The sequence below is a fragment of the Deinococcus peraridilitoris DSM 19664 genome (assembly GCF_000317835.1).
GTDB lineage: Bacteria > Deinococcota > Deinococci > Deinococcales > Deinococcaceae > Deinococcus_A > Deinococcus_A peraridilitoris.
The window spans coordinates 913,117-938,168 of the sequence record NC_019793.1; the positions used below are offsets into that span (position 1 = coordinate 913,117).

The following is a 25,052-nucleotide window of genomic DNA, read 5'->3' on the forward strand; positions in this document are numbered from 1 at the left end:
CGATTTTCTAGGCGACGAAGACTTCTTCGTCGCCTTCACCTGCTCCCCAGAGCAGGTTTTTTTGTCGCCAGTTCAGATCCTGTGCAAGCCCTCGTTCAACAAGGAGCCAGATATGCGCTTAGCCATTGTCGGTGCCACCGGTGCAGTCGGTCACGAACTCCTCTCGGTGCTGGAACGCTCGACCCTGCACTTCGACGAACTGCTGCTTTACGCCTCACCGCGCAGTGCGGGCAGCACGCTGTCCTTTCAGGACCGCAAAATCACCGTGCAGGTCACCCCGGAAGGCGCCATCGACGCCGACGTGATTCTGGCGAGTGCAGGAGGCTCGGTCTCGAAGGCACTCGCACCCGTCTGGGCCGCGAACGGCGCCGTGGTGATCGACAACTCCAGCGCCTTTCGCATGGACGAGCGCGTGCCGCTGGTGATTCCGGAGATCAATCCACAAGCAGCACTCACGCACCAGGGCATCATCGCCAATCCCAACTGCACCACCGCCATCGCCGCCGTGGCGCTGTGGCCGCTGCATCAAGCTTTCGGCATCCGCCGGGCGATTTTCAGTACCTACCAGGCCACTTCGGGCGCGGGTGCCAAGGGCATGGACGAGTTGCTGAGCGGCACCAAAGACTTCCTGGAGGGGCGTAAAGTCACGCCCTCGACTTTCGCACACCCCATTCCCTTCAATTTGATTCCGCACATCGACGCTTTTCAGGACAACGGCTACACCAAGGAAGAAATGAAGGTCGTCTGGGAAACCCGCAAGATCTTCGGTGCGCCCGAACTGCGTATTTCATGCACGGCCGTGCGTATTCCCACCCTGCGCGCGCACAGCGAGGCCATCACCCTCGAACTGGAGCGCCCCGCCACGCCCGACGAAGCCCGCGAACTGCTCCGGCAAGCTCCAGGAGTGGAGGTGGTGGATGACCCGAACGCCAGACGCTATCCCATGCCGCTCACTTCCAGCGGCAAATATGACGTGGAAGTCGGACGCCTGCGCGCGAGTCTGGTGTTCGACGGTGGCCTCGACTTGTTTGTCTCGGGCGACCAGCTGCTGAAAGGGGCCGCTCTCAACGCCGTGCAGATCGCCGAGGAATTGCAACGCCAGGGTGCGCTGGGAGCGCGTGTTTTCTGAGTAAGCCGGAGAGGGCCGCCTGGAAAATACATCCGTGCGGCCCTCTTTGTGATTCAGTTCAGTCGGCTTCCACCAGTGCCCGTTGTGTCTCCCGCCGCTCTCCGAAGTAGGCGTCGAGCGCGCGTTCCAGGGAAGGCATGATCCATCCCCGCTCGCTGCCCAGAACGCTGTAAGCCGGACGGCGCGCGAGTTGACCGAGCACCGCGCCCGGCACTCCCTGTACCAGGCGCACGTCGAGGCCCGCGCGCTCCACGGCCATGCGTGCAAAATCCGCCCAGCTGACGGCCCCAGCGTTCGCCAGGTGCCACACGCCGCGTTCTTCGTCGATCAGCAGATCAAGGCTGTGGTTCACGAGGTGCGGCACAAAGGTGGGCGAGACCACCTGATCATCGGCGGCACACCACATTTCGCCGTGCCGGACGGCACGCAGGGCCTGGGTGACGAAGTTGTGCTCGTCCCAGGGCCCGAAGAACGCCGCAGTGCGAATCACGAGTGACTCGGGAGAGGCGGCCAGCACCGCCCGTTCGGCTTCCATCTTGCTGCGTCCGTACGCGTTGAGAGGCTGCACCGGGTCGCTCTCGACGTACGGCGAGTTCTTGCGTCCATCAAAGACCAGGTCACTGGAGAAGGTCAGCAGCGGCACACCACGCTCGGCACAGGCCGCCGCGAGATTGGCCGCGCCGAACGCGTTCTGCTGCATGTTGCGTTCGTCGTGCTCGGCGTCGTCCACACGAACGTAACCGGCGGTGTTCACGACTGCCCACGGCCCGAATTGTGCGAGCGCACGAGCAATCGAGGTGGGGTCGGTGATGTCCATCTCGGCGCGGCTCAGCAGGTGGTAAGGCAAGCCGCGCACTTCGCACAGACGCGCAAAGGCGCGGCCCAGCGTGCCGCTCGCGCCGGTGATCAGCAGGGGCCGTCCGACAAGGGGCAGAAAGCACGGTTCGCCTTCCACCGGACAGTTGAAGCGGTCCTCCCGGCGCCACCAGCCGGGCGTTTCGACCACCGGATGATGTGGGCCTTCGCCCAGGGCCAATTGACGCGCGAGCTTCGCGATGCCGGTGGGGCGTGGCGTGGGGCTGCGGATGTCCCACAGGCTGGGCTCGTAAAAACCGGTGCTCTGGGTGACCAGGGTGTTCCAGTCAAAAGACCCGAAGGCGGCCCAGACCGTGAGGGCACGCACGTCCACGCCATTGTCACGGGCGGCCTGCGTGGTGTTCCAGGCTTCGTGCAGCCAACGCATCTGTTCTTCGCGGGTGCAGCCCAGGTGCGCTTCGGTGACGGCGATGGGCAAACCGTAGCGTTCATGGGTGTCACGCAGGCGCGCTTCGAAGATACCGACGCCCTCACCCAGCACCCGCACGGCTTCCACGTCGGCGTAGGCGTGCCGCTCGTTGCCACCGTGCGTCTGCACCGGATAGCGCTCCAGACGTTCGTCGAGAAAGCGCTCGCTCGTGGCGTACACGTTGATGCCCAGAATGTCCGGGGGGTAAGGCTCGGCAACCAGTGAAAGCAGTTCTTCTTCCGAAGCGCCATGGTGGCGCAGGTAGTACCACAGCGGGTGATGCTCGTCGACCTTGCCGGTCAGCAGGTCGAAGCTGAGCCACCGCCGTATGTTCTCGAAGTCGGCCTGGTATCGCAGCATCTCGGTACTGTGGGTGAAGCCCACGTCTTCGGTCTGCACCAGACGCGCGGCGGGATTGATTTCACGAATCGCCCGCATCGCCAGGACTGTGCCGTGAATCTCGTTGAGCAACGTGCGGATGAAACACCCGTCGCTTTTTCCATGTGGATACCAGTGGCCGTAGAGTCCACTGAACCGCGCGGTCGTGACGGGCTCGTTGACCGGAGTATAGTCCCGCACCCATGGATAGCGCTCGGCCACCCGCCGCGCGTAACGGGCGAGCTTTTGGGGAAACTCGGGGTCCACGAGATCGGTGTAGCGCGGTCCGCTGCCGTGGTGCAGCAGCCCCACAACGGGATTGACGTTCAGTTCTCGCAGACGCGCGAGGCGCGCGTCCGGCCATTGCCAGTCCAGCTTGTCCTCACGCTCAGGGGCCACCTTTTCCCACAGCACCGGAAAACGCATGCTTCTCGCACCCAATTCTGCAATGCGGTCGAGGTCGTCCAGGCGGCGTTCGAAGCCGCTGCGTTCCATCTGGTCGTGGTAGATCTCGCCCACGCGGTTCACGGTCGCTTCGACCCCGACCCATAGCTCCAGCGATGTCATGAAACCTCCACTTCGATAACCTGAGAACTCAAAGTCGGCATGGTTCACCCGACGAGACAGGATGTGCGCTGCCACGTAAAGTGAAGTTTCGCCGGTCAGGGGAATTCAGTCGCCCGGGGTCGCCTCGGTGGCCGCACTTTCGTGCCGTGCGCGCAGCTTGCCGAAGGTCGTGAGCGCCTGCGCGACCACCTGGTCCATGTTGTAGTACCGGTACGTGGCGAGGCGGCCCACGAAGGTCACCCCAGTGAGCGCCTGGGCTTCCGCCTCGTACCGCTTGTACAGCTCGGCGTTCTCGGGACGCGGCACCGGGTAGTACGGGTCGCCTTCGGCCTGCGGCAGCTCGTACACCACGCTGGTGTGCTGGTGTGTTTGCCCGGTGATGTGCTTGAACTCGCTGATCCGGGTGTAGGCGTAGTCGTTGGGGTAATTCACGGTGCCCACCGCCTGAAACTGCTCGACCGGGTGGGTTTCGTGCACGAACTCCAGGCTGCGGTACGGCAGCTTGCCGTACTTGTAATCGAAAAAGGCGTCCACCGGCCCGGTGTAGATCATGTGGCGGTAGGGAATGAAGTCCATGATCTCGCGGTAGTCGGTGCCCAGCATCACCTTGATGTTCGGGTGGGCCAGCATGTTCTCGAACATCCGGGTGTAGCCGTGCAGTGGCATTGCCTGGTAGGTGTCGGCGAAGTAGCGGTCATCGCGGTTGGTGCGGGTGGGTACGCGCGCTGTCACCGAAGCGTCGAGTTCGCTGGGGTCAAGCCCCCACTGCTTGCGGGTGTAGCCCCGGAAGAACTTGTTGTAGAGGTCACGTCCGACTTTGCTGACCACCACATCCTCGCTTGTGCGGACCTGCTCTACCTTCTCGGCGACGGACGCGAAGAATTCCTCGACCTGAAACGAGGTCAGGTTCAGGCCGTACAGCCGGTTGACCGTGTCGAGGTTGATGGGAATGGGCAATTCCTGCCCGTCCACGCTGGCCAGCACCCGGTGCTGGTAAGGACGCCAGCGGGTGAACTTCGACAGGTAATCGAAGACGTCCTTGCTGTTGGTATGGAAGATGTGCGGTCCGTACGGATGGATCAGGATTCCGGCGTCGTCATAACAGTCATAGGCGTTTCCGCCGATGTGCGGGCGCTTGTCGACGATCAGCACGCGGGCGTTCAGGGTGCTCGCCAGGCGCTCGGCGAGCACGCTGCCGGCAAACCCGGCCCCGACAATCAGGTAATCAAACCCGCTTTGGGTCACCGGCTCAGTCATCAGCCACTCCGGCGATGGTGGCGTCGTTGCGCACGCTCTTGATGATCGGATCGTGCTCGGCCATGGCATGGGCCATCAGACCATCCATGTTCTTCCACGTCAGGTCCCAGGACATCTGCGCGAGCAGCGCATCGGCGCGGCGCTGGCGCTCACTGTTGTCCTCGCGCAGGGACGCTTCGATGGCCGCCTCGAATTCGTCGGTGTCGCGCGCGATGCGCACGAGGTCTTTCTCGCCGTACGGGCGCACGACATCCCGGATGTCGGTGCTCACCACCGGCACTCCAGCCGCAAGGTACTCGGGGGTTTTGGTGGGCGAGATGAACTCGGTGGCCTCGTTGCGCGCGAAGGGCAACAGGGCCACGTCCCAGTGTGCGAGGTATTGGGGCAGTTCGGCGTACTTCTTCATGCCCAGATAATGCAGGTTTTCGCCGCGCGGCAGGTCCGCTTCGTCGATCTTGACCACCGGGCCCAGCAGCACGAACTGCCACTCGGGACGGCGACGCGCGACCTCGGCGATCAGTTCGATGTCGAAGCGCTCGTCGATGACGCCGAAGAAGCCCAGCCTCGGACCAGGAATACCTTGCTGGTCCTGCGGATCGGGCAGGCCGCTGCGGGCCCGTGCGAAGTGCGCCACGTCGACGCTGGAGGGAAAAGGATGGGCATTGTCGTGCTGGGTGCGCTTGGATTCCCACAAGCGGTAACCGCCCGTGAAGACCACGTCGGCCATATCGAACAGCTGACGCTCACGTTCGCGCAATTGCGGAGGGGCATGGTGAAAATTGGCAAGTTCGTCCATGCAGTCGTAGACCACACCGCCCGTGCTCAGGCCGTCGAGCAGCGGCAGCCGCATGGGCGTGTACACCCAGGCGACCGGTCGCTCCACGCCCTGCTCTTTCAGGTAAGCGTGCAGCAGTCCACGGGTGACTTCCTCGGCGCAGTCGCCGGTCAGCTCGGCACTGAGACGCGGCACGATCACGGTGACACCATGATCTTCGCTGACGTCGAGTCGGGGTTGGGCTTCATCGGCACTCAGGTCAGGAGGATAGTGAATGGGCTCTTCCACGTAAAAGACGCGCCGGTTTTTGGCGGCACGCGTCATCAGGTGTTGTGGACGCTGATATACGAAATTCCAGCGCAGGTGCGAAATGCACAACAGATCGTGGTGTGCGTTCAAGTCAATCATCTCCTATCCAAAGCAGTACCAGCCGGGACCGGGCTTCGTTCCTCGACTGGCATTCCGTCCAATGGCCATACAACAGTCCCAACCGGTGCTGGCACTGAACGAAGCCTATCGCTCGCGCACAGGCTTGACTCTGAAGTCAAGATTAAGCCATCAGGAGTAAACTTGAAGCGCAGCTTAAGCTGTAGTCTGCGCCACTTCCTTCGCGTCAATTTTTTCCCATTGATACCGTCGATTTTCTGCGTTAGTAGTATACATCACAATGAACAGAAAGAGGCTGTCCCACACCGTGAGTAAAGGAATGTGACCACGCCGGCGCCAGGACGGCCACCCGCGCGCCAGCCCTGTAGAGTCTCAACGTGAGGCGTGTGAGGTAGTTCGCACCGACCTTGTCCTCCGTGGCCTCCAATCCCTCCAGCAGCGCAAAATCGATAGTTCACACGCGCCCTGCTACCTTAGGGGCATGATAGGTGACCCTGCCGAAATGAGTGAGCTGCCCGTGACCCCACGCGAACGCCAGGACGCCCCGTTCGCCGAGGTGGCACAACCTGCTCAACTGACTTCGGCGTGGGAGGGGCATCCGCAGGCTCTGTTCGTGGCCGAGCGGGACCGAATCACCCACGCCGCCGGAGCCTGGCTGGAACTGTTCACGCTCGACCCTGCCGACATTCGGGGCCGCGGTGTGAAAGAACTGTTCGGGCGGGAGCTGCGCGGCGAGGGCTCGCTTGACCGTGTCCCGGTGGCCGGCGTGACCGGAACGCGCCTGGCCCGCCTCGTCTGGCGTGAGCAGAACGGGCGGGTGACTGGCAGCCTGGAGCCGCACGCAGTGCTGGCCCGCCGGACCTTCGACCTGGAGATGCAGCTGGCTGCCCGCGAGGAATCACTGGAAGAGGTACTGCGCGCGTTTGGACGCATGGCCTCACAAGACGAGCAACATGTCGCGCGCGTTGAAGAGTACGCCACGCGTCTGGCAGACGCCCTGGCCCTCGCGCCCGCCGACCGCCTGGCGTTGCGCTGGGGAGCCATGCTGCACGATGTAGGCAAGCTTCGGGTACCGCACGAGGTGCTGGCCAAAGAAGGAGCGCTGAGCGAGGAGGAAGTAAAACTCGTTCGCCGCCACCCCCAATGGGGCGTGCGTGTACTCTCGCACTTCACCTTTCTGCCCCAGCTGGTGCTGGAAATCGTGCTGACCCACCACGAGCGCTTCGACGGCACGGGTTACCCGATGCGTCTCGAGGGTGAAGCCATCCCACGGCTTGCACGCATGCTCGCGGTCTGCGATGTCTTCGACGCCCTGACCTCGAACCGGCCTTACCGAAACGCCACACCCTACAGTCAGGCGGTGGCCTATCTGCACGAGCAGCGCGGCAAACAATTCGACGCCGAGATCGTCGATGCTTTCGTAGCCCTGTTCGAGTAGGCAACGCTGGAACACAAGGCCGGGCGCTTTCGGCGCCCGATTGTTGCGCTGATGTGTGCCCGGTCCGTCTTCGCGTGCCACAGCTTCTGGTTCAACACCAGTGTGCGGCAAGGCTCCTCCGGTATAATCGTCCGGTTGCCCTGCCACGCGGGCAAAAGCGTCGGCATCACGAAGATTCAAGGAGTACACCCATGAGCACCTTACAAATCGGCATCGTCGGACTTCCCAACGTCGGCAAGTCCACCCTGTTCAACGCCATCACCCGCGCAGGCGCGGTGGCGGCCAACTTTCCCTTTGCCACCATCGACAAGAACGTCGGCGTGGTCGCGCTGCCCGACGAGCGCCTCGACGCCCTGGCCAAGGTCTTTACCAAGGGCGAGCGCGTGCCGCCCATCATTCCCACCAGCGTCGAGTTCGTCGACATCGCCGGGCTCGTCAAGGGCGCCAGCAAGGGTGAGGGGCTCGGCAACCAGTTTCTGGCCAACATCCGCGAAGTGGACGCCATCGCGCACGTCGTGCGCTGCTTTGCCGACGACAACATCGTGCACGTCGCCGGGACAGTCGATCCGCTCAGCGACATCGAAACCATCAACACCGAGCTGATCCTGGCCGACCTCACCACAATGGAGCGGCGCGTGGAGCGCCTCAGGAAAAGCGCCAAAAGCAGCAAGGACGACGCGGAGCTGCTCGCCCTCGCCCAGGAAGTGCTGGCAGTGCTGGAGCGCGGCGAGCCGGCACGGGCGGGAAGCTACGAATCTCCGCTGCCGCGTGACTTCGGCCTGCTGACCATCAAACCGGTCATCTACGTCGCCAACGTCGCCGAGAGTGAACTGGCCCAGGACAACGAACTGGTCACCGCGGTGCGCGAGTTTGCCGCGCAGGAAGGCGCCGAAATCGTGAAGATCAGCGCCCAGATCGAAGGGGAGCTTGCTGAGATGCCCCAGGAGGATGCCGCCGCTTTCCTGGCCGACCTGGGCATTGACGAGCCAGGGCTCAACAAGCTGATTCATGTGGGTTACAAGACCCTCGGCCTGATTACCTTCATCACCAGTGGCGAAAAGGAAGTGCGCGCCTGGACGATCATCCGCGGCACCAAGGCTCCACAGGCCGCCGGAACCATTCACAGTGACTTCGAGCGTGGTTTTATTCGCGCGGAGGTCATCGCCTGGGACAAGATGGTCGAAGCCGGCAGCTGGGCCGCGGCCAAGAGCAAAGGCTGGGTCCGCACCGAAGGCAAGGAGTACGTCATGCAGGACGGCGACATCATGAACGTGCTGTTCAACGTGTAAAGCGGGTTTCACAGAAGAGCGGGCGTATCGACGCCCGCTCTTGTGTGTTTTGGGTTTTGTGTGTTTTGGGCTGTCCGTCTTCGGGTGGGCGCCGTCAGGGCTGGCGGCCGATGGCAGCAGGCTGACCGCTTGCCAGTGCCTCGATCACGGCCCGCACATCGGCGGGCTGCCAGCCTGCCGGTTTCAGCTGCTTGCCGTCGGCGCGTTTGGGTCCGGTGGTCTTGTGCATGTTGACACGGTGCACCTCAGCGAAGACCGCGTCGGCGTCCACGCCCAGCGCTTCCAGCGCACCGTAGCTGACATAGAGCAGGTCCACCAGTTCCTGCGCGAGCGGTGCGAGGTCAGCCACGGCAGGTGCAGCCGCTGCTTGCAATCGGTCGAACTCCTGCATGACTTCCCCGTACTCTTCGCACAGCAAGGTGCGCCGCAGTTCGAGCTGTGCGCTGCCGGGTACGGTGGGACGGGTGGGCAGCAGTACACCCACCGCAGCGTGAAATTCGCGGACACGCTCAGCGTTGGTCTTCACGGATCAAGTCTACCCTGACCAAAAACGCGGCGGACACGGGCGCATACCGCCGATAAAACCAGGAGTGGGGAGCCGCGCCCTCACCGTCGAGGTTCCGGCTCCCCTGTTTGCGCGGGTGCCCGGAGTTGCACCGGACTTCAGCTCGTGCCCGCTCGCGCGCCCGTTTTTCAACTGAGGTGGGCGCCTCCCTCGCGTCGCGTCGTGGTCGCGCGTTCGCACCCGGCACGGGGTCCTCGCTTCGCGTCTTCCCTGTGCCGGACCCAGTATGGCTTGCGGGTGTCATGAGAACATCTGCCGTTCGCCTAACTGCGATTAAGCCAAACGTCGTACCAGCCATGCTTCAAGCCTGTCTCAAGAAGCGCTGGAAACAGCCTCAAGCTCAAATGTCTTCTTTGCCGCTGTCCATTCGCACGACCCGCGGCGTGAATTTTGCCACCACATCGACCAGGTCGGCCTGCCGGGCAAGCACCTCCTCGATGCGTTTGTAGGCTTGCGGCGCTTCGTCGATGCCGCCGCCCAGCAGGGTGACGCCGCGCTCCTCCAGCAGGCGCGCCACCGCCTTGCGGTCGAGCGTTCGCTCTGCCTGCTTGCGGCCCAGCTGACGGCCCGCGCCGTGCGAGGCACTTTCCAGTGCCTGCGAATTGCCTTTTCCACGCACCACGAAGCCTGGATCGGCCATGCTGCCGGGAATGATGCCCAACTGGCCCTGCGCGGCCGGGGTGGCCCCCTTGCGGTGCACGATCGCCTCACGGCCATCGGGAAGCTGCTGTCTCCACGCCAGGTTGTGGCTGTTGCTGACGGCCACCAGCGGCGTGACCTTGAGGGCCCGCGCGACGCGTTCGTGAATGACTTCGTGGTTCGCCAGCGCGTAACGTCCGGCGAGCTCCATGGCGGCCCAATACGCCTGTCCTTCCTCGCGGCTCATGTCGAGCCACGCCAGCTTGCGCGCTTCGAGGTCGAGTTTGGGGTGCAGATTCTGGGCAACTTTGGTGTAGTGCCCGGCCACCTGCGCCCCAAAACCGCGCGAGCCGCTGTGTGACAGGAGCGCCAGGTACTGACCGGGCTGCAGGCCGAGGTCACTCTTCTCGATGCTGAGGGTGCCGAACTCGACGAAATGGTTACCCGAGCCGCTCGTCCCGATCTGCTCGGCGGCTTTGTCACGCAACTGGCGCAGCAGCGGGAACTCTCTCCAGGTGTCCTCGTCGAGAACCTCATGGTCAGGACGCACCTTGCGCTCCCACGATCCGCCTGCTCCGAAGCGGGTGTTGCGGCGCAACAGGCGCATTTCCTCGTCGCGCTCCAGGTGCTCGATGGGCAGCACGCTGAGACGCATGGAGCAGCCGATGTCCACGCCGACGCCATACGGAATGACCGCGTTGTCGGTGGCCAGCACACCTCCGATGGGCAAGCCGTAGCCGAAGTGCGCGTCGGGCATGAGGGCCCCTGCCACGCTGACGGGCAGGCGCATGGCCGTGTCCATCTGGGCGCGCGCACTTTCCTCGATCAGATCCTCGCCCCACTGGCGGTACGGCAGGGGCTTGTCGCGCAAGGTATCGGGTACGCGGGCCTGCAGGGCAAGCAGCTCGCGGGCGAGCTCGGCGTAGTCCGGGTCGTCCGTGAAGGTCTCCGGGTGGTGCTGAACGTGCGCGAGTTCGGTGGTGATGTCGTGGTCAGGTACGCCTGCCCCGGCGCGGGAACGCGCGGCCTGAAGCGCGAGGCCGACCGCCTTGCCTGTAAATCCGAGTGCCGTGATGTCATTGCCGTTCATGCTCACCTTCCTTCGCCTGCTTCTTTCGTGGCGGGTCGCCGTGAACCCGCCGAGTGCTGGATCCTTCACAGCATGCCTGCAGGCTGCTGCGAGCGAAATGGGCAGATGGCGAAGAGAGACTCACGCAAATGGCGCAGCCCCGGCGGTGAGTCCGAACGCGCGCTTCTCCTCTGATTGACGCTGCACGGTCCGCACTCTAGACTTGGTTTGTCCACCTTGGGGCTGACCCCTGTGGGCCCTCTTATCCAGAGCGCGTGAGGGAACTGGCCCGAAGACACGCGCAGCAACCCGCCCTCATCACGGCGACGGTGCTTTCCAGCCTGCTCTCCGCCGACGATGGCGAAACAGCGGGAACGATAAGAGAAGGGAATTTGGCACGCAATACTGTCCCCTTCTCTCCGGAGAGGGGATTTTTTGGTCCCCTGCCTACCTCGCCCCACGCACCGGCGCCCAGCCGGCAGCCGGCCACCCCGGAGGACCATGTGTCGCACCCAAAAGAACAATCCAAGAATTTTGTAAATTCCCTCGATGAGGCGCACAGCGCTACCCAGGCGGTGCATGTCGGCCTGCAGCGTGGTCCGGGCGAGGGCGTCGGCCTGCCGATCTACGACGCGGTCGCCTGGGAGTTTCAGGATCTGGAGCACGCCGCGCACATCTTCGCGACGAACGACGGGCTGTCGTACAGCCGCATCGGCAACCCCACCCTCAGCGCCCTGGAGGCGCGTGTCAGTGCCCTGGAGGGCGCGCTGGGCGCGGTGGTGACGGGAACGGGTCAGGCAGCGACGCTGCTCTCCCTCATCACCCTGGCGCGCGCGGGTGACCACATCGTGGCGTCCGCCAGCCTGTTCGGTGGTACGGTCGCGCTGCTCACGAGTGTCCTGCCGAATTTCGGCATCACCACCAGCCTTGTCGCCAATGACGCCGAGTCCATCCGGGCGGCCCTGCAGCCCAATACCCGCGCGGTTCTGGTCGAGACCATCGGCAATCCGGCGCTGGACATTCCTGACTTTGGGGCCATCAGCGGCGTGACGCGCACGGCGGGCGTTCCATTGATCGTCGACAACACCTGGGGTGCGGTGGGCGCATTGTGCCAGCCTTTTCGGCACGGCGCGGACATCATCGTCCATTCGCTGACCAAGTGGGCGGCAGGTCATGGTGCCGCGCTGGGAGGCGCGGTGCTGTGCCGCCCGGGCTTGGACTGTTCGGCAAACCCGCTGTTCAGCGAACATGACCGCGAAGGCGTCTCGCTCTGGCAGCGTCACGGTGAACTGGCCTTTTTGTGGCGGGCACGGCAGCTGGGCCTTTCGCAAATGGGCATGGTCCTGTCGCCCCAGCTTGCCAAGAGCATCTTTCAGGGCCTGGAGACCATGCAGTTGCGCGTCGAGCGTGAGTGCGCCACAACCCTGGCACTGGCACACTGGCTGCAGAGCCAACCCGGCGTGACCCAGGTCGCGTATCCGGGCCTGGAGAGTCACCCCTCGAACACGCTGGCGCACCGTTACCTTCCCAGCGGGCCAGGCGCCGTCCTGACCTTCAACGTCGCGGGCGGTCTGGAGGGCGCTTCACGCTTTCTGAGCGCACTGACCCTGATTCGCCGTGCAGCCAACCTGGGTGACACCCGCACCCTGGCCATTCATCCGTGGACCACCACGCACGGTCGCCTGGGGGAGGCAGCGCGCATTCAGGCCGGTGTCACGCCCGACCTGATCCGTCTGTCGGTGGGCCTTGAAGCCCCCGGGGATTTGCAGGCCGACTTGCGGCGAGCACTGGACGCGGCGCTCAGAAGCGAGCTGGTCTCCTCGGACTGAATTTCGGCCCGCTGGCTGCACGCAGAAACCCGCCGCACAGGACAGCATCTTCCTGTGCAGCGGGTTTTCCTCAGCTTCAGTCGTCGCTGGCTGTCGGAGCGGTCAGGCGTTTGCGCCAGCGCATGCCGTACCCAAAGGGATTCATGGCCGGGTCGATCGTCATCTCGCGTGGCGTGCGGCTGCCCTGCGTGGCGTGCGCCAGCGCGCGCATGTCGGTTTTGGGGCTGCGGTCTTCGTAGAGCAGCCCGTTTTTCTCCTGAAAGGTGTCCGTGAGCTGCGTGTAGCAGAAGCCCGACAAACCGAAGCATTCATGGGTGGCTTCCAGCAGCCCGGTGTAGTCGTTCAGAAAGTCGGCTTCGTCGTCCGAGACGCTGTAGCCCCATCCGCTTTCCGCCTCGTACTCGGACACCCCGAAACCCTTGCCGGGATTGCCGCCCGGCACAAAGGCAATCCCGCCGAACTCCGAGAGGATCACCGGCTGCTCGGCCACCTGAAAGCCGGCCACGGTAATGACACGGTCACCGGGACGCTGCTGCTCGATTGAGCGCCGGGTGCTTTCCAGCGTGCCGTAACGCAGGCGCAGCACATCGGGATCGTCGGTGTAGTCGTGGACGGTGATCAGGTCGGTCGCCACATGCTCCCAGCCGTCATTTCCGATCACCGGACGGCTGGGGTCAAGGGTCTTGGTCAGGTGGTAAAGCGCGCGCACGTAATCACGGTGGGCGGCGTTGGTGGGCAGGTCAGGCACCCCCCATGATTCGTTGAGCGGCACCCAGGCCACGATGCAGGGATGTGAAGCGTCGCGTTTGATCGCCTCGGTCCATTCCCGGGTCAGCCGCTCCACTGCCGTGTTGTTGAAGCGGTACGGGCTGGGCATCTCCTCCCATACCAGCAGGCCCAGCACATCGCACCAGTACAGCCAGCGTGGATTTTCGATCTTCTGGTGCTTGCGTGCGGCGTTGAAGCCGAGTTGCCGGGTGAGCTCCACATCACGGCGCAGTTCCTCGTCGGTTGCGGCCATGAGCGAGTCAGGCCAATATCCCTGATCGAGCACCATCTTGAGGTAGTACGGACGGCCGTTGAGCAAAAAGCGGTTGCCCTGCACGTCCACCGAGCGGAGGGCCGTGTAGCTCCGCACGCGGTCGATGACCGTGTCTCCCTGCAACAGCTCCACCGTGGCGTCCATCAGGGTCGGGTGGTTGGGGCTCCAGAGCAGTTCGTTGCGAAAATCGTCGATGCCGGGGTCAGCGAGGGCGATGCGGCGCGACACCTCGTTCCAGCGTACGCGGTAGAGGTCGTCGGCGATCACGTCATCGCCGTGCGCGAGCCGCACCCGCAAGGACAGGTTTTCCGGTACCGTGCCGAGCAGCCGGACGTCCATCCCGATTTCCCAGCGTTCCATGTGCGAGGTCCACTGCAGTTCCTCGATCCGGATTTCCGGTACGCGCTCCAGCCACACCGGCTGCCAGATGCCGGTGGTGCGCGGATACCAGATGGAGTGCGCTTCGGGAAGCCAGTCCTGCTTGCCACGTGGCTTGGCCAGGTCGTGCGGATCGTCCTCGGCGCGCACCACGATTTCCAGCGTGTCGCTGCCGCGCGCCGCCTCGGTCACGTCAGCACAGAAGGGCGTGTGGCCTCCCTCGTGCGAAGCGAGGAGTTGCCCATTTACCCAGACTTTCGCGGCGTAATCGACGGCACCGAACTTGAGCAACAGCCGGTCTTGCTGGTCCTCGGCACTGATGGGTACGCTTAGCCCGTACCACACGACCGGATGAAAGTTCTCGTCGTGAATGCCGCTCTTTTTGCTTTCCGGCGGGTAAGGAACCAGGATTTCGCGGTCGAACCGCACATCTTCGGGGGTTTTCCAGCGGCCTGCGTCATCGTAGGCAAAGCGCCAGGTGCCGCACAGATCACGCCAGTTTTCGCGTTCGATCAGAGGATTGGGGTGTTTGGAGTGCTTCACGACGTCTCCTTTGTGCAGATGCGGTGCTCAGGGTAAAAGGCCCCACCAACTACAGCAGACCTGCATGAGCGCTCAGGCGTGGTCCGCCTGAGGAATCGCTTGAGGTTCGAAGCTGGGCCCGTGCGTTCTGGGTCCTTCGGGTGTCCAGTCAATGCGGTCAACGCACATGCGGCGCGCTGTTTTGTCTTTGTCCCAGGCGTGGTAGACGATGTAATCGTGGCCGTCGGGTCCCTTGACGACGCAGTTGTGGCCGGGCCCGACCACCACGCCGGGAACGGACTGCAGAATCGTCGGTCCGTCCGAGGCCGGCTCGACCCAGGGACCCAGCGGATGCGGCGCGACCGCGTACGAGACACCATAATTGGGTTCTTCCCAGGCGCCCCCGGAGTAGAACAGGTAGTACTGGCCGTCGTGCTTCACTGCGAACGGTCCTTCGAGGGTGTACCAGTCGTAAACGTTGCCGTACATCTCGCGGTTCTTCCGGAAAATCTGCCAGTCGCTCGTGGCGCGCAGTACCGTGCGCGGCTCGCCTGCAAGGCGGGTCATGCTTTCCAGACGGTCGACGACCAGGGCCGTGCCCACCCGCTCACCGTCGAGAAAGTCACGGGCGTAATAGAGATACCAGGTGCCATCGTCGTCCTGAAACGGGCTGGCGTCGATGGTAAAGGGATCGTCGGGAGTCAGAATGGCGCCCGCATCCCGGAAAGGACCTTCGGGTTTCTCGCTGATGGCCACACGAATCTGGTGGCCTTTGTCGCCGATACCCGCCGAGTAGTACATGTAGAACGCGCCGTCGTGAAAAGCAACCTCGGGTGCCCAGTAGTCCTGGGCGTTCTCGTCGGTTAACGGTTCGAGGGCGCCGCCCAGCGAGGTCCAGTCAACCAGGTCCTCAGAGCGCAGCACTTCGAATTTGTATCCGCGCTGCGCGCCTTCTCCCCCGTCCTCGGGTGCGGCACCCGTTCCATACGCGTAGTACACGCCCTCATGGCGCAGAACGAACGGATCGGCAAAATAGCCGGACGTGACCGGATTCGTGTAGGTGCCTTTCATCCTCCGGATTTTGCCCCTTTGCAATCGAGAATGCAGGAGGCCAGCGCAAGGGTAAAGAGAGCCTGAAGAGCAAAAAGCGAAGGATGCAGTTGTTCGTGCACGTGAGGATGATAGGCTATTATTAATCGAAGCTTCAAAAATGGCGTGCTGCACCTTGCGTGAGAAGCAGGGCTGAAGCCATGCCAAACGAAAGTTTCGAAAACTGGCAGTACGGCCAACGAGGCCTATTTCAGGAGGAAACGCATGTTGAACATCAAAAAGGCAATGTTGCTGCTGTGTGGTGCGCTGCTCGTGGGCACGTCGGACGCGCAGTCCTACAAGGGACCCAAAGTGCAGATCACTTACCTGCACGGCTTCACCGGCGCTGACCGACCGGTCATGGAAAAGCTGGTGCAGCAGTTCAACGCTGCTCACCCCAACATTCAGGTGCGTGCGCAGGCTCAGCCCTGGGGTACCACCTGGCAGCAGCTGCCGGCCCTGGTCGCCTCGGGCCGCGCTGCCGATGTGGTCGTCATCAACGAAGACCAGATCACCAACTTCATCGCGCGTGGCGCCGTGTCCCCGCTGACCGACGCCGAACTGAAATCAGCCGGCATCGACAAGAACCGCTTTTATGGCCCGCTCTTCAAGACTGCCGACTACAAGGGCGCATCGTACGGGCTGCCCATTTCTGCGGTGGCGTACACGATGTTCTACAACAAGGACCTGATGAAAAAAGCCGGGCTTGACCCCAACAAGCCCCCGCAGAATTACACCGATCTGGTCAAAGCCGCACAGGCCTGCACCACTGACAAGAGCGGCAAGAAAGCTGGCGAAGCAGGCTTCGACGCCAAGAATCTCGACACCTGGGGCATCAGCCTCTACAACAACTGGGTCGGAGCGCGCGCCGCGTACGCCGCGATCCTGCAGAACGGTGGCAGCCTGGTCGACAAGGACCTGAACGCCGCCTTCAATTCTCCGCAGGCCGTGGAAGGTGTGCAGCGGGTGGTCGATCTGGTGACGAGGCACAACGTCGCGCGCCCCAACAGCACCGAGGAAGCCGAACTGGCGGCCTTCAGCCAGGGCAAGGTCTGCTTCTTCCCCTCGGGTCAGTGGTACCTCGACCGTTTCGAGCAGCAGAAGATGAACTTCGGCGTGGCGTTCATGCCCCGCATTGGCGATAAGCAGGACGCCGCCTGGGGTGGTTCAAGCCACCTGACACTGCCCAAGCAGAAGGCGGGCTACGACAAGAACAAACGCGCTGCGGCCCTGGAGTTCGTCAACTGGATGACGCAGCCCGCGCAGAACCTCGCCTGGACCGAAGCGGGCAGTCTGCCCATCATGGCAGCCGTCGCGAAGGACAAGAAGTTCGAAGGCCGTCCGATCTCCGGCGTCTTCAGCAAACTCGACAGCATTTACGCCACGTCGGGTTTCCCATGGGGCGGACAGGTGCTGGGCCCCTTTGACAACGCCTGGGCGAACGCCTTCTCTGGCAAGAAGAGCGTCAAGCAGGCACTGGACGACGGTGTGAAGGAAGCCAATCAGCAGATTGCGCAAGCACGCAAGAATTTTCAGTAAATCCACGCGGGAGCGCCTTCTGGCGCTCCCGCCCTTTCCTGAGGAGTGATGCATGACAACGCACGCCTGTGCGGACCTTCACCACATGGAAATACGCAGCGAGGGCCTGACCAGTCGGCTCTCGCGCACACCTTTTGGCCTCTGCACCGTTCAAAGGAGTACGTCGTGAGCCTCACTGCTCCACGAATGCCGAGACGGCATGGATTCAACGATGCCAACCCTGTCGTGCCTTACCTGTACCTCTTGCCGTTCGCACTGTTTTTCCTGGTCTTCGTCGTATACCCGGTAGGATTTGGATTCTACGTCAGCCTGCACCGCTTTGACCTGCTTTCGGAAACCACTCCGTTCGTCGGTCTGGAGTACTACCGCGCCTTGTTTAACTTCGATACTCCGCAAGCACAGTTTTTCTGGCAGTCCATGCGGAACACCACCTTCTTCACCGTCGTCAGCGTGCCATTGCTGATCGCTACAGCGCTGGGGCTGGCGCTTTTGCTCAACCGGCCGATTTTCGGACGCTCGTTCTTCCGGGCGGTGTTTTTTCTGCCTGGCGTCCTGACCGTATCGGTGATGGGGATCTTGTGGCGCTGGATGTTCGACAACCAGATCGGCCTCGTGAACGCCGTACGGGGTGACGTCTTCGGGCTGCAGCCCCTGGCCTTTCTCTCGGTAGAGCAGCTGGCCTGGGTGCCGATCATCGTCGGGACGCTGTGGTGGACGATCGGCTTCAATATGACGCTGTATCTGGCGGCGCTGGGCAACATCTCCACCAGTTATTACGAGGCCGCCGACATTGACGGCGCGACTCCCTGGGCGAAATTTCGCTTTATCACCTGGCCGCTCCTGGGCCCCGTGACGCTGTTTGTCTTCGTGACAACCGTCCTGGCTTCGTTTCAGCTGTTCGGACAGTCACTGCTGATCACGGCCGGGGGACCGAACCGCTCTACCCAGAGCGCCATCATGTACATCACCGAAGAGGCGTTCACGAACAACCAGTTCTCCTCTGCAACGGCGATGTCGTTTATGTTCGGTCTGGTCATGCTGATCTTTACGTACCTGCAGTTCCGCATCATGGCGCGTGACGCGCGAGGAGGCTGACGTGGCCCTTTCTGCTCCCCGCACGCAGACGATTGGCAAAACAGCCGAGACGCGGCGCAGACGTGCTCCCCGTGACCTTCCGAGATTTTTGCTGCTGTGCCTGCTGGCCGTGATTTTTCTGGCCCCGATGTACTGGATGATCGCCACGTCATTCAAGATGGAAACGGACGTGATTTCCACGCCGACCCAGTGGTTCCCGGTCCGGCCGACCCTGGAAAACTACCAGGAGGTGCTGACCTCCCCTGATGGCAACATCCTGCGCTGGATGTGGAATTCCTTCTTCGTGGCGACCGTCTTCACGCTGCTGCACGTCGCGTTGTGCGCGCTCACGGCTTATCCGCTGGCCCGCATGCGTTTTCCAGGCCGAGACACCCTTTTCTGGATCATTCTGGGGTCGATGATGATTCCCTGGGTGGTCACCCTTATTCCGACGTACCTGATGATGCTGCGCTTCGACTGGATTGACAGCTTCAACGCGCTCATCTGGCCGGGGCTGGCCGGCGCCTTTGGGGTGTTCCTGCTGCGTCAGTTCTTTATCTCGCTGCCCAAGGAACTGGAAGAGGCTGCCCGGCTTGATGGAGCCAACAGCCTTCAGGTGCTGTGGCACATCATTTTGCCCTTGTCGATTCCCGCGCTGGTGACACTGGGAATCTTTGCCTTCATGGGTTCGTGGAATAACTTCATCTGGCCACTTTATGTCGTGACCGACATCGACAAGCTCACGCTGCCCGTGGGTGTGACCACTTTCTCGCAGCGCTATGTCACCGAATACGGGAAGCTGATGGCCGCAACGGCCATTGCCTCGGTTCCGGTCTTGATCGCTTATCTCTTCGCTCAGCGCTATCTGATTTCAGGACTGGCGACCACGGGCATGAAGGAATAATTCGTTCTCATCGATTTGCCCGGTGAACGTGAGATAAACGTTCACCGGGCTCATTTTCATCTTATTCACAGTACGATTTTTTGCGTACAATCTGAGCATGACCTCAATGCCTGTTGAGAGCGCACTCACAAGTTACTCAGAGAACGTGCCGCTTTCGACTTTCGCCAACCCTGTCATCGCCGAGGACTTTGCCGATCCTTTCATTCTGCGCCAAGGCCTGCTGTACTACGCTTATTCCACGGCCTTTGGGGGCGAGGAGCTGCCCACCCGCCGTTCGTACGATCTGCTCAACTGGACGAACCTTGGCGACACCATGGGCCCACTGCCCGTCTGGGCCGAGCGCGGCTTCACGTGGGCGCCCGACATCATGGCCGTCGAGGATGGCTTCATGCTGTACTACACGGCCCGCCACCGCGCGAGCGAACAGCAGGTCATCGGCGCGGCGTTTTCCACGTCGCCCGAGGGTCCTTTCCTGGACACCTCCGAGACGCCCTTCATCTCCCAGCATGAACTCGGCGGCGTGATCGACGCGCACGCCTTTATCGACCGCGACGGCCAGCGTTACCTCTACTGGAAGAACGACGGCAACAGCTGCGGCCTGCGCACCTTCATCTGGGTACAGCGTCTCTCGGACGACGGACGGCAGCTCGTCGGAGAGCGCGTGGCCTTGATCGGCAACGACCAGCACTGGGAGGGAAACCTGATCGAAGCGCCCTTTGTGCACGCCCGCGACGGTCAGTACTTCCTCTTTTACTCGGCTGCCCATTACGGTGACGAAACCTACGGCGTCGGCTACGCGGTCGGCTCTTCACCCATGGGGCCCTTTCAGAAAGTTCAGGACGGGCCCCTGCTCAGCACCTTCGGCGAAGTGGCCGGTCCGGGCGGTCAGGGCATTCTCAGTGACGAGGCTGGCAACACCTGGATGTACTACCACGCCTGGACGAAGGGGCAGGTCGGCTACGAAGCGGGCGGCGCCCGTAGCCTGCGCTGTGAGCCGCTGTGGTGGAACCAGGGGCACCCGGTGCTGGAGAGCAGCGCGTTTCTTCCCTTGCCTGCTCCTCCCAGCGAGAATGAAATGCCGGCCCTCAGCCTGGCCTGACGCGCCCTACAATTCATCGTCTTTTCCTGAAGCCCCGCTCACCCCAGAGCGGGGCGCTCAACATGGAATAGAATCGATGTACACGCACAACCCGGCCCAAGCGCCACCGTTTCGGAAAGGTCGTTCTGAATGACAAGACGTTACTCGCTGCTCGGCTCCGCCCCCCTGCTGGCCAGCCTGACTTTCGTCATGCTGGGTGACTCACTGGCAGGTGGCGGAGCGCCCCTGGCCAGCCCTCCTGCCGCGCAATCATCGGCCACCCGTACCTACACCAATCCCGTCATCGACGAAGACTTTCCTGATCCCTTCGTATTGCGGGTGGGCAGGACGTACTATGCCTACGCCACCAATACCAACGGCATCGACGTGCCAGTTCACCAATCGAATGATCTGGTGACCTGGCAGTTCGTGGGAAACGCCATGCCCACCCTGGCTCCCTGGGCGAGCAGCGGTTTTACCTGGGCGCCCGAAGTGATGGCGGTAAAGGACGGCTATACCCTTTACTACACCGCCCGCCACACCGAAAGCGGACGCCAGTGCATCGGCGTCGCCACGGCGAGCAAGCCCGAAGGCCCATTTCAAGACCGCTCCCGTCAACCGCTGGTGTGTCAGCTCGACCTGGGCGGCTCCATCGACGCCAGCCCCTTCACCGACAAGGACGGTCAGCGCTACCTGTACTGGAAAAACGACGGGAACTGCTGCAACCAGCTCACCAGCATCTGGGTACAGAAACTGTCCGCCGACGGAAAACAGCTGCTGGGACAACCCAAGGACCTCATCAGCAATGCCCAGCTTTGGGAAGGCAACCTGATCGAGGCGCCCAACGTGTGGCGGCGTGAAGGCAAGTACTACCTGTTTTACTCGGCTGCCGATTATGCCAGCGATACCTACGCGGTGGGCGTGGCCTTGGGCAGCAGCCCTACCGGACCCTTCCGCAAGCTCAACCGCGACGAACCGTGGCTGGCCACCCGCGGCGAGGTGGCCGGGCCAGGCGGCCAGGGCATCATCTCGGACGGTGCGGGCAACACCTGGCTGTATTACCACGCCTGGACGGAAGGGCAGATCGGCTATGAAGCGGGCGGACAACGCTCGATGCGTCTTGACCTCCTGCAATGGAAAAACGGCCTGCCCGTGCTGCGTGGGCCAAGCCTGTCGCGCCAGAACGCCCCGACCCGGCCCTGAGTGAGGACGCCGTCCTCCTCTTGCGCTGGCCTGTTCAAAACTTCACGGCTTCAGAAGGCCGTCAGTCCCGGCACGCAAGGTGAAGCAGAGTGAAATTCACCGGTCATCGGCTGGCCTGCCACAAGGAGTTTTGAGATGCACAAAGCAATGCACAAGAAAGTACTGCTGATCGCCACATTGGCGCTCGGGCCGGCCCCACTGGCGTCCGCCCAATCCGTTTCGGTGTCGACGAACGTAAACCTGAGTTTCCCGGCCGTGCAACCCAGCGCGCAGCTCGCGGTGGGACTGATTGCCGCCGGTTCGGCCGTCGCGCTGCTGAATGCCGGTGGCGTGGTCGTCGCGACCGTCGCTCCCAGCGGTTACGTCGTGCCGGTTGGAAACCACGACGCCAGCACGGCCGTCAACGTGCGCGTCGTGACCAGCGAAACGAGCGGCATCGTCGTTCGTGAAGTCTATCCGGTCGCCGTGAAGCTTCCGAAGCACGGCAAGGTACGCGCCGAAGCCATTTATGTCGTGGGAGGGCCACAGCGCGTCTCGCTGGTCTCGGTCATGCAGGGCCAGCACAACAAGATCAAGGTCAAGAAGGGGAAAGGACACGCCAAAGGCCCCCGTAAGAACCACTGAGCCCGGCAGCAGAGCGGCGGAGGGATACGGTGTCCCTCCGCCGCTCTGCTGCCGCTCACCGCAGCTGACCTGTGACCGTCATGCTGGAAAGCTTTGAAAAGCCAAGAGCCACACCACACTCCCAAAGCCCAGGAGCGGTATGCTGAGGAACGCGATGGACGATTCCACGGTCATGTACGGAGGAAACGCCGGCTTCGTTGAAAGTTTATACGAGGACTATCTCCAGGATCCGGCATCCGTTTCGCCCCAGTGGCGATCCTTTTTTGAAGCACAGCGCGACGGCGCGCAGGAAACCCAACATAGCGTGGTGCAAGCCGCGTTCCTGCAACTTGCCCGTCAGGGCGGGCGGCGTATTGCCGCAGCCGCCAGCGCGCCCGAAACGCCCAACCGGGGCGTGAGCGCCCTGATCAACGCCTACCGGCTGTACGGTCATCTCGCCGCCAACGAAAATCCCCTGCGCTTTCGCGCCAAAGACCCGGTTCCCGAGCTTGATCCCGCGTCGTACGGCCTGACGGACACTGACCTGAATTCACCCGTGAGCGACGGCGCCTTCAATGGCACCCTGCGCAGCGTCCTCGAAGAGCTGCGCGCCACCTACTGCGGATCGGTCGGCTACGAGTTCGTCTATCTGCCCCGCGAGGAGCGCGAATGGTTCCAGGCCCGCGTCGAAGCGGGCCGTGGACACGGCAGCGCCACTCCCGAGCAGAAGAAGCGCCTGCTCGACAAGCTCAACGCCGCCGAAGGCCTGGAGCGCTACCTGCACGTTACTTACGTCGGACAGAAGCGCTTCTCGCTGGAAGGTGGCGAGAGCCTGATTCCGTTGATCGACATCATTATTCAGCGCGCCGGCGGCGCGGGCGTCAAGGAAACCGTGATCGGCATGGCCCACCGCGGCCGTCTGAACGTGCTGGTCAACATCTTCGGCAAGCGCCCCGCCGACCTCTTTGCCGAGTTCGAGGGCAAGAAGAAGCTCTCGGACGATCCGGATGTGGCCGGGGACGTCAAGTACCACATGGGCTTTTCGAGCAACGTCCGCACGCCCGGCGGCCCGATTCACCTGTCGCTGGCCTTCAACCCCTCGCACCTGGAAATCGTCTCACCGGTCGTGCACGGCAGTGCCCGCGCCCGTCAGGACCGCCGGGGCGACACCGAGGCGCGCCGCTCGGTGCTGCCCATCACCATTCACGGCGACGCGGCCATCGCGGGTCAGGGCGTCGTGATGGAAACCCTGAACTTCTCGCAGTTGCGCAGTTTCACCACCGGAGGCGCCATCCGCATCGTGGTGAACAACCAGGTGGGCTTCACCACCAGCGATCCGCGTGACACGCGCACCTCGCGCTACGCCACCGACACTGCCAAGATGATCGACGCGCCCGTCATGCACGTCAACGCCGACGACCCCGAGGCGGTCGCCTTCGCCGGCGCGCTCGCGCTCGATTACCGTCAGCGCTACGGCAAGGACGTCTTCATCGACCTGCTGTGTTACCGCAAGCTGGGGCACAACGAGGGCGACGATCCCACCATGACGCAGCCGGTGATGTACCGCGAGATCAAGGCCCATCCGGGCACGCGCGCCCTCTACGCCCAGAAGCTCGAAGCCGAGGGCGTCATTCCCAGCGGTGCAGCCGAGCAGCTCGTCGAGCGCTACCGTGACCTGCTCGATCAGGGCGAAACGGTGGTGCAGGAAATCGACAACGAGGAACAGAGCGCCCTCGCGGCCGACTGGGGCAAGTTCGGCGACAACCACTGGCATGACAGCATCGACACCGGCGTGTCCCTGGAAACCCTGCAGGAACTCGGGCGCAAGGTCACCGAGGTTCCCGAAGGCTTCGGGGTGCACCGTGGCGTCGAGCGGGTCCTGAAAGCCCGCCGCGAAATGGCCGAAGGGCGTCAGCGGCTCGACTGGGGCATGGGCGAAACCCTCGGTTACGCCTCGCTGCTCGCCGAAGGCTACAACGTGCGCCTGTGCGGTCAGGACGCCGGACGCGGCACCTTCGTGCACCGTCACGCCGTACTGCACGACCAGAACGCCCAGGACCCGGCAAACGAGGAATTCATCCCGCTCGCGCACCTGAATCCTCAGCAGGGCCGCCTGGAAGTCATCGACTCTACCCTCTCCGAAGAGGCCGTGCTGGCCTTCGAATACGGATACTCGACGAGCGAGCCCAGCACCCTCGACATCTGGGAAGCACAGTTCGGCGACTTCGCCAACGGCGCGCAAGTGGTGATCGACCAGTTCATCAGCGCCGGGGAAAGCAAATGGCAGCGCTTCAGCGGCCTCACGATGTTCCTGCCGCATGGCTACGAAGGCCAGGGCCCCGAGCACTCCAGCGCCCGCCTGGAGCGCTACCTGCAGCTGTGTGCCCAGAACAACATGCAGGTGGTGGTGCCCAGCTCGCCCGCGCAGGTCTTCCACATGCTGCGCCGCCAGATCCTGCGCCCGCTGCGCAAACCCCTGATCGTCATGACCCCCAAATCGCTGCTGCGCAGCAAGTTCGCGACCTCCGAACTGTCCGAACTGACACACGGCACCTTTCAGGAAGTCATCGGTGACCACCTCGACAAGCCCCGCCGGGCGGTCATCTCCAGCGGCAAGCTGCACTGGGAACTCGCAGAAGCCCGCGAGAAAAACGGCCTCGACAAGCAGGTCGCGCTGGTGCGCCTGGAGCAGCTCTACCCTTTCCCCGCCGAAGCGCTGCGAAGCGAACTGGCCAAGTACGGCAAAGTGGAGGTCGTCTGGGCGCAGGAAGAACCCTATAACCAGGGCGCCTGGCTGATGATTCAGGAAGATCTGCGTGGCGTGCTCGCCCCAGGCCAGACTCTCAGCGTCTCGAGCCGTCCGCGCACTGCCTCCACGGCCGTGGGCTACGCCAGCAAGAGCAACCAGGAACAGCAGGCCATCATCGAAGCGGCGCTGAACCTCAGCGTCGCCAAAGTGTAAGACAGGAACCCCCGCAATTCGCGGGGGTTCCGCTTGTCGTGACGGCAAGCG

18 protein-coding genes and 1 riboswitch are annotated in these 25,052 nt (G+C 63.0%); of the genes, 11 read left to right on the top strand and 7 right to left on the bottom strand.

Annotated elements, in window-relative coordinates; translation table 11 throughout:
• Window positions 1-112 precede the first annotated feature (112 nt).
• Window positions 113-1,129, top strand: a complete 1,017-nt coding sequence (locus tag DEIPE_RS04395; protein ID WP_015234775.1) for an aspartate-semialdehyde dehydrogenase — start codon at window positions 113-115, stop codon at window positions 1,127-1,129.
• Between the two features lie 58 nt (window positions 1,130-1,187).
• Here the strand turns inward: DEIPE_RS04395 and DEIPE_RS04400 are convergent, their stop codons facing one another.
• The 3 genes from DEIPE_RS04400 to DEIPE_RS04410 form a co-directional block, all read right to left on the bottom strand.
• Window positions 1,188-3,359, bottom strand: coding sequence for a family 1 glycosylhydrolase (locus tag DEIPE_RS04400; protein ID WP_015234776.1), 2,172 nt, complete (start codon window positions 3,357-3,359; stop codon window positions 1,188-1,190).
• Window positions 3,360-3,464: 105 nt separating this feature from the next.
• Window positions 3,465-4,616 carry a UDP-galactopyranose mutase gene (gene glf, locus DEIPE_RS04405; RefSeq protein WP_015234777.1) on the bottom strand — a complete coding sequence of 384 codons (1,152 nt, stop codon included), beginning with the start codon at window positions 4,614-4,616 and terminating at the stop codon, window positions 3,465-3,467.
• Window positions 4,609-5,799 (bottom strand): glycosyltransferase family 1 protein, encoded by a 1,191-nt coding sequence (locus DEIPE_RS04410; RefSeq protein WP_041230691.1) that lies wholly within the window; start codon window positions 5,797-5,799, stop codon window positions 4,609-4,611. The genes glf and DEIPE_RS04410 overlap by 8 nt, the downstream gene beginning before the upstream one ends.
• Before the next feature lie 481 nt (window positions 5,800-6,280).
• On the opposite strand from DEIPE_RS04410, the gene DEIPE_RS04415 reads away from it, so the two are divergent.
• Window positions 6,281-7,216 (top strand): HD-GYP domain-containing protein, encoded by a 936-nt coding sequence (locus tag DEIPE_RS04415; RefSeq protein ID WP_052326627.1) that lies wholly within the window; start codon window positions 6,281-6,283, stop codon window positions 7,214-7,216.
• A gap of 191 nt (window positions 7,217-7,407) precedes the next feature.
• On the top strand, window positions 7,408-8,505 hold the full coding sequence (gene ychF / locus DEIPE_RS04420; protein WP_015234780.1) for a redox-regulated ATPase YchF: 1,098 nt from the start codon (window positions 7,408-7,410) through the stop codon (window positions 8,503-8,505).
• Between the two features lie 94 nt (window positions 8,506-8,599).
• Here ychF and DEIPE_RS04425 read toward each other — a convergent pair whose 3' ends face one another.
• Window positions 8,600-9,031, bottom strand: a complete 432-nt coding sequence (locus tag DEIPE_RS04425) for a pyrophosphohydrolase domain-containing protein (RefSeq protein ID WP_015234781.1) — start codon at window positions 9,029-9,031, stop codon at window positions 8,600-8,602.
• Between the two features lie 379 nt (window positions 9,032-9,410).
• The gene (locus DEIPE_RS04430) at window positions 9,411-10,799 is read right to left on the bottom strand and encodes an RtcB family protein (protein ID WP_015234782.1); all 1,389 of its coding nucleotides are present in this window, start codon (window positions 10,797-10,799) and stop codon (window positions 9,411-9,413) included.
• Window positions 10,800-11,037: 238 nt separating this feature from the next.
• Window positions 11,038-11,162, top strand: a riboswitch (SAM riboswitch).
• Window positions 11,163-11,281: 119 nt separating this feature from the next.
• On the opposite strand from DEIPE_RS04430, the gene DEIPE_RS04435 reads away from it, so the two are divergent.
• Window positions 11,282-12,607 carry an O-acetylhomoserine aminocarboxypropyltransferase/cysteine synthase family protein gene (locus DEIPE_RS04435; protein WP_015234783.1) on the top strand — a complete coding sequence of 442 codons (1,326 nt, stop codon included), beginning with the start codon at window positions 11,282-11,284 and terminating at the stop codon, window positions 12,605-12,607.
• A gap of 76 nt (window positions 12,608-12,683) precedes the next feature.
• On the opposite strand, the gene DEIPE_RS04440 is transcribed toward DEIPE_RS04435, so the two are convergent.
• Together DEIPE_RS04440 and DEIPE_RS04445 are read right to left on the bottom strand one after the other, a co-directional pair.
• Window positions 12,684-14,570, bottom strand: coding sequence for a glycoside hydrolase family 2 TIM barrel-domain containing protein (locus DEIPE_RS04440; RefSeq protein ID WP_015234784.1), 1,887 nt, complete (start codon window positions 14,568-14,570; stop codon window positions 12,684-12,686).
• Window positions 14,571-14,642: 72 nt separating this feature from the next.
• The gene (locus tag DEIPE_RS04445) at window positions 14,643-15,620 is read right to left on the bottom strand and encodes a glycoside hydrolase family 43 protein (protein ID WP_015234785.1); all 978 of its coding nucleotides are present in this window, start codon (window positions 15,618-15,620) and stop codon (window positions 14,643-14,645) included.
• A 243-nt stretch (window positions 15,621-15,863) separates the two neighbouring features.
• Here DEIPE_RS04445 and DEIPE_RS04450 point away from each other — a divergent pair, with 243 nt between their 5' ends.
• From DEIPE_RS04450 to DEIPE_RS04480, 7 genes are all read left to right on the top strand, one after another.
• On the top strand, window positions 15,864-17,177 hold the full coding sequence (locus DEIPE_RS04450) for an ABC transporter substrate-binding protein (RefSeq protein WP_015234786.1): 1,314 nt from the start codon (window positions 15,864-15,866) through the stop codon (window positions 17,175-17,177).
• A gap of 165 nt (window positions 17,178-17,342) precedes the next feature.
• The gene (locus tag DEIPE_RS04455) at window positions 17,343-18,272 is read left to right on the top strand and encodes a carbohydrate ABC transporter permease (RefSeq protein ID WP_015234787.1); all 930 of its coding nucleotides are present in this window, start codon (window positions 17,343-17,345) and stop codon (window positions 18,270-18,272) included.
• A 1-nt stretch (window position 18,273) separates the two neighbouring features.
• Window positions 18,274-19,155 carry a carbohydrate ABC transporter permease gene (locus DEIPE_RS04460; protein WP_015234788.1) on the top strand — a complete coding sequence of 294 codons (882 nt, stop codon included), beginning with the start codon at window positions 18,274-18,276 and terminating at the stop codon, window positions 19,153-19,155.
• 97 nt (window positions 19,156-19,252) lie between these two features.
• Window positions 19,253-20,254 carry a glycoside hydrolase family 43 protein gene (locus tag DEIPE_RS04465; protein WP_157448760.1) on the top strand — a complete coding sequence of 334 codons (1,002 nt, stop codon included), beginning with the start codon at window positions 19,253-19,255 and terminating at the stop codon, window positions 20,252-20,254.
• Between the two features lie 129 nt (window positions 20,255-20,383).
• Window positions 20,384-21,436 (top strand): glycoside hydrolase family 43 protein, encoded by a 1,053-nt coding sequence (locus DEIPE_RS04470; RefSeq protein WP_015234790.1) that lies wholly within the window; start codon window positions 20,384-20,386, stop codon window positions 21,434-21,436.
• 135 nt (window positions 21,437-21,571) lie between these two features.
• Window positions 21,572-22,060 carry a hypothetical protein gene (locus tag DEIPE_RS04475; protein ID WP_015234791.1) on the top strand — a complete coding sequence of 163 codons (489 nt, stop codon included), beginning with the start codon at window positions 21,572-21,574 and terminating at the stop codon, window positions 22,058-22,060.
• 154 nt (window positions 22,061-22,214) lie between these two features.
• The gene (locus DEIPE_RS04480) at window positions 22,215-25,001 is read left to right on the top strand and encodes a 2-oxoglutarate dehydrogenase E1 component (RefSeq protein ID WP_245557592.1); all 2,787 of its coding nucleotides are present in this window, start codon (window positions 22,215-22,217) and stop codon (window positions 24,999-25,001) included.
• The last annotated feature ends 51 nt before the right edge of the window (window positions 25,002-25,052 follow it).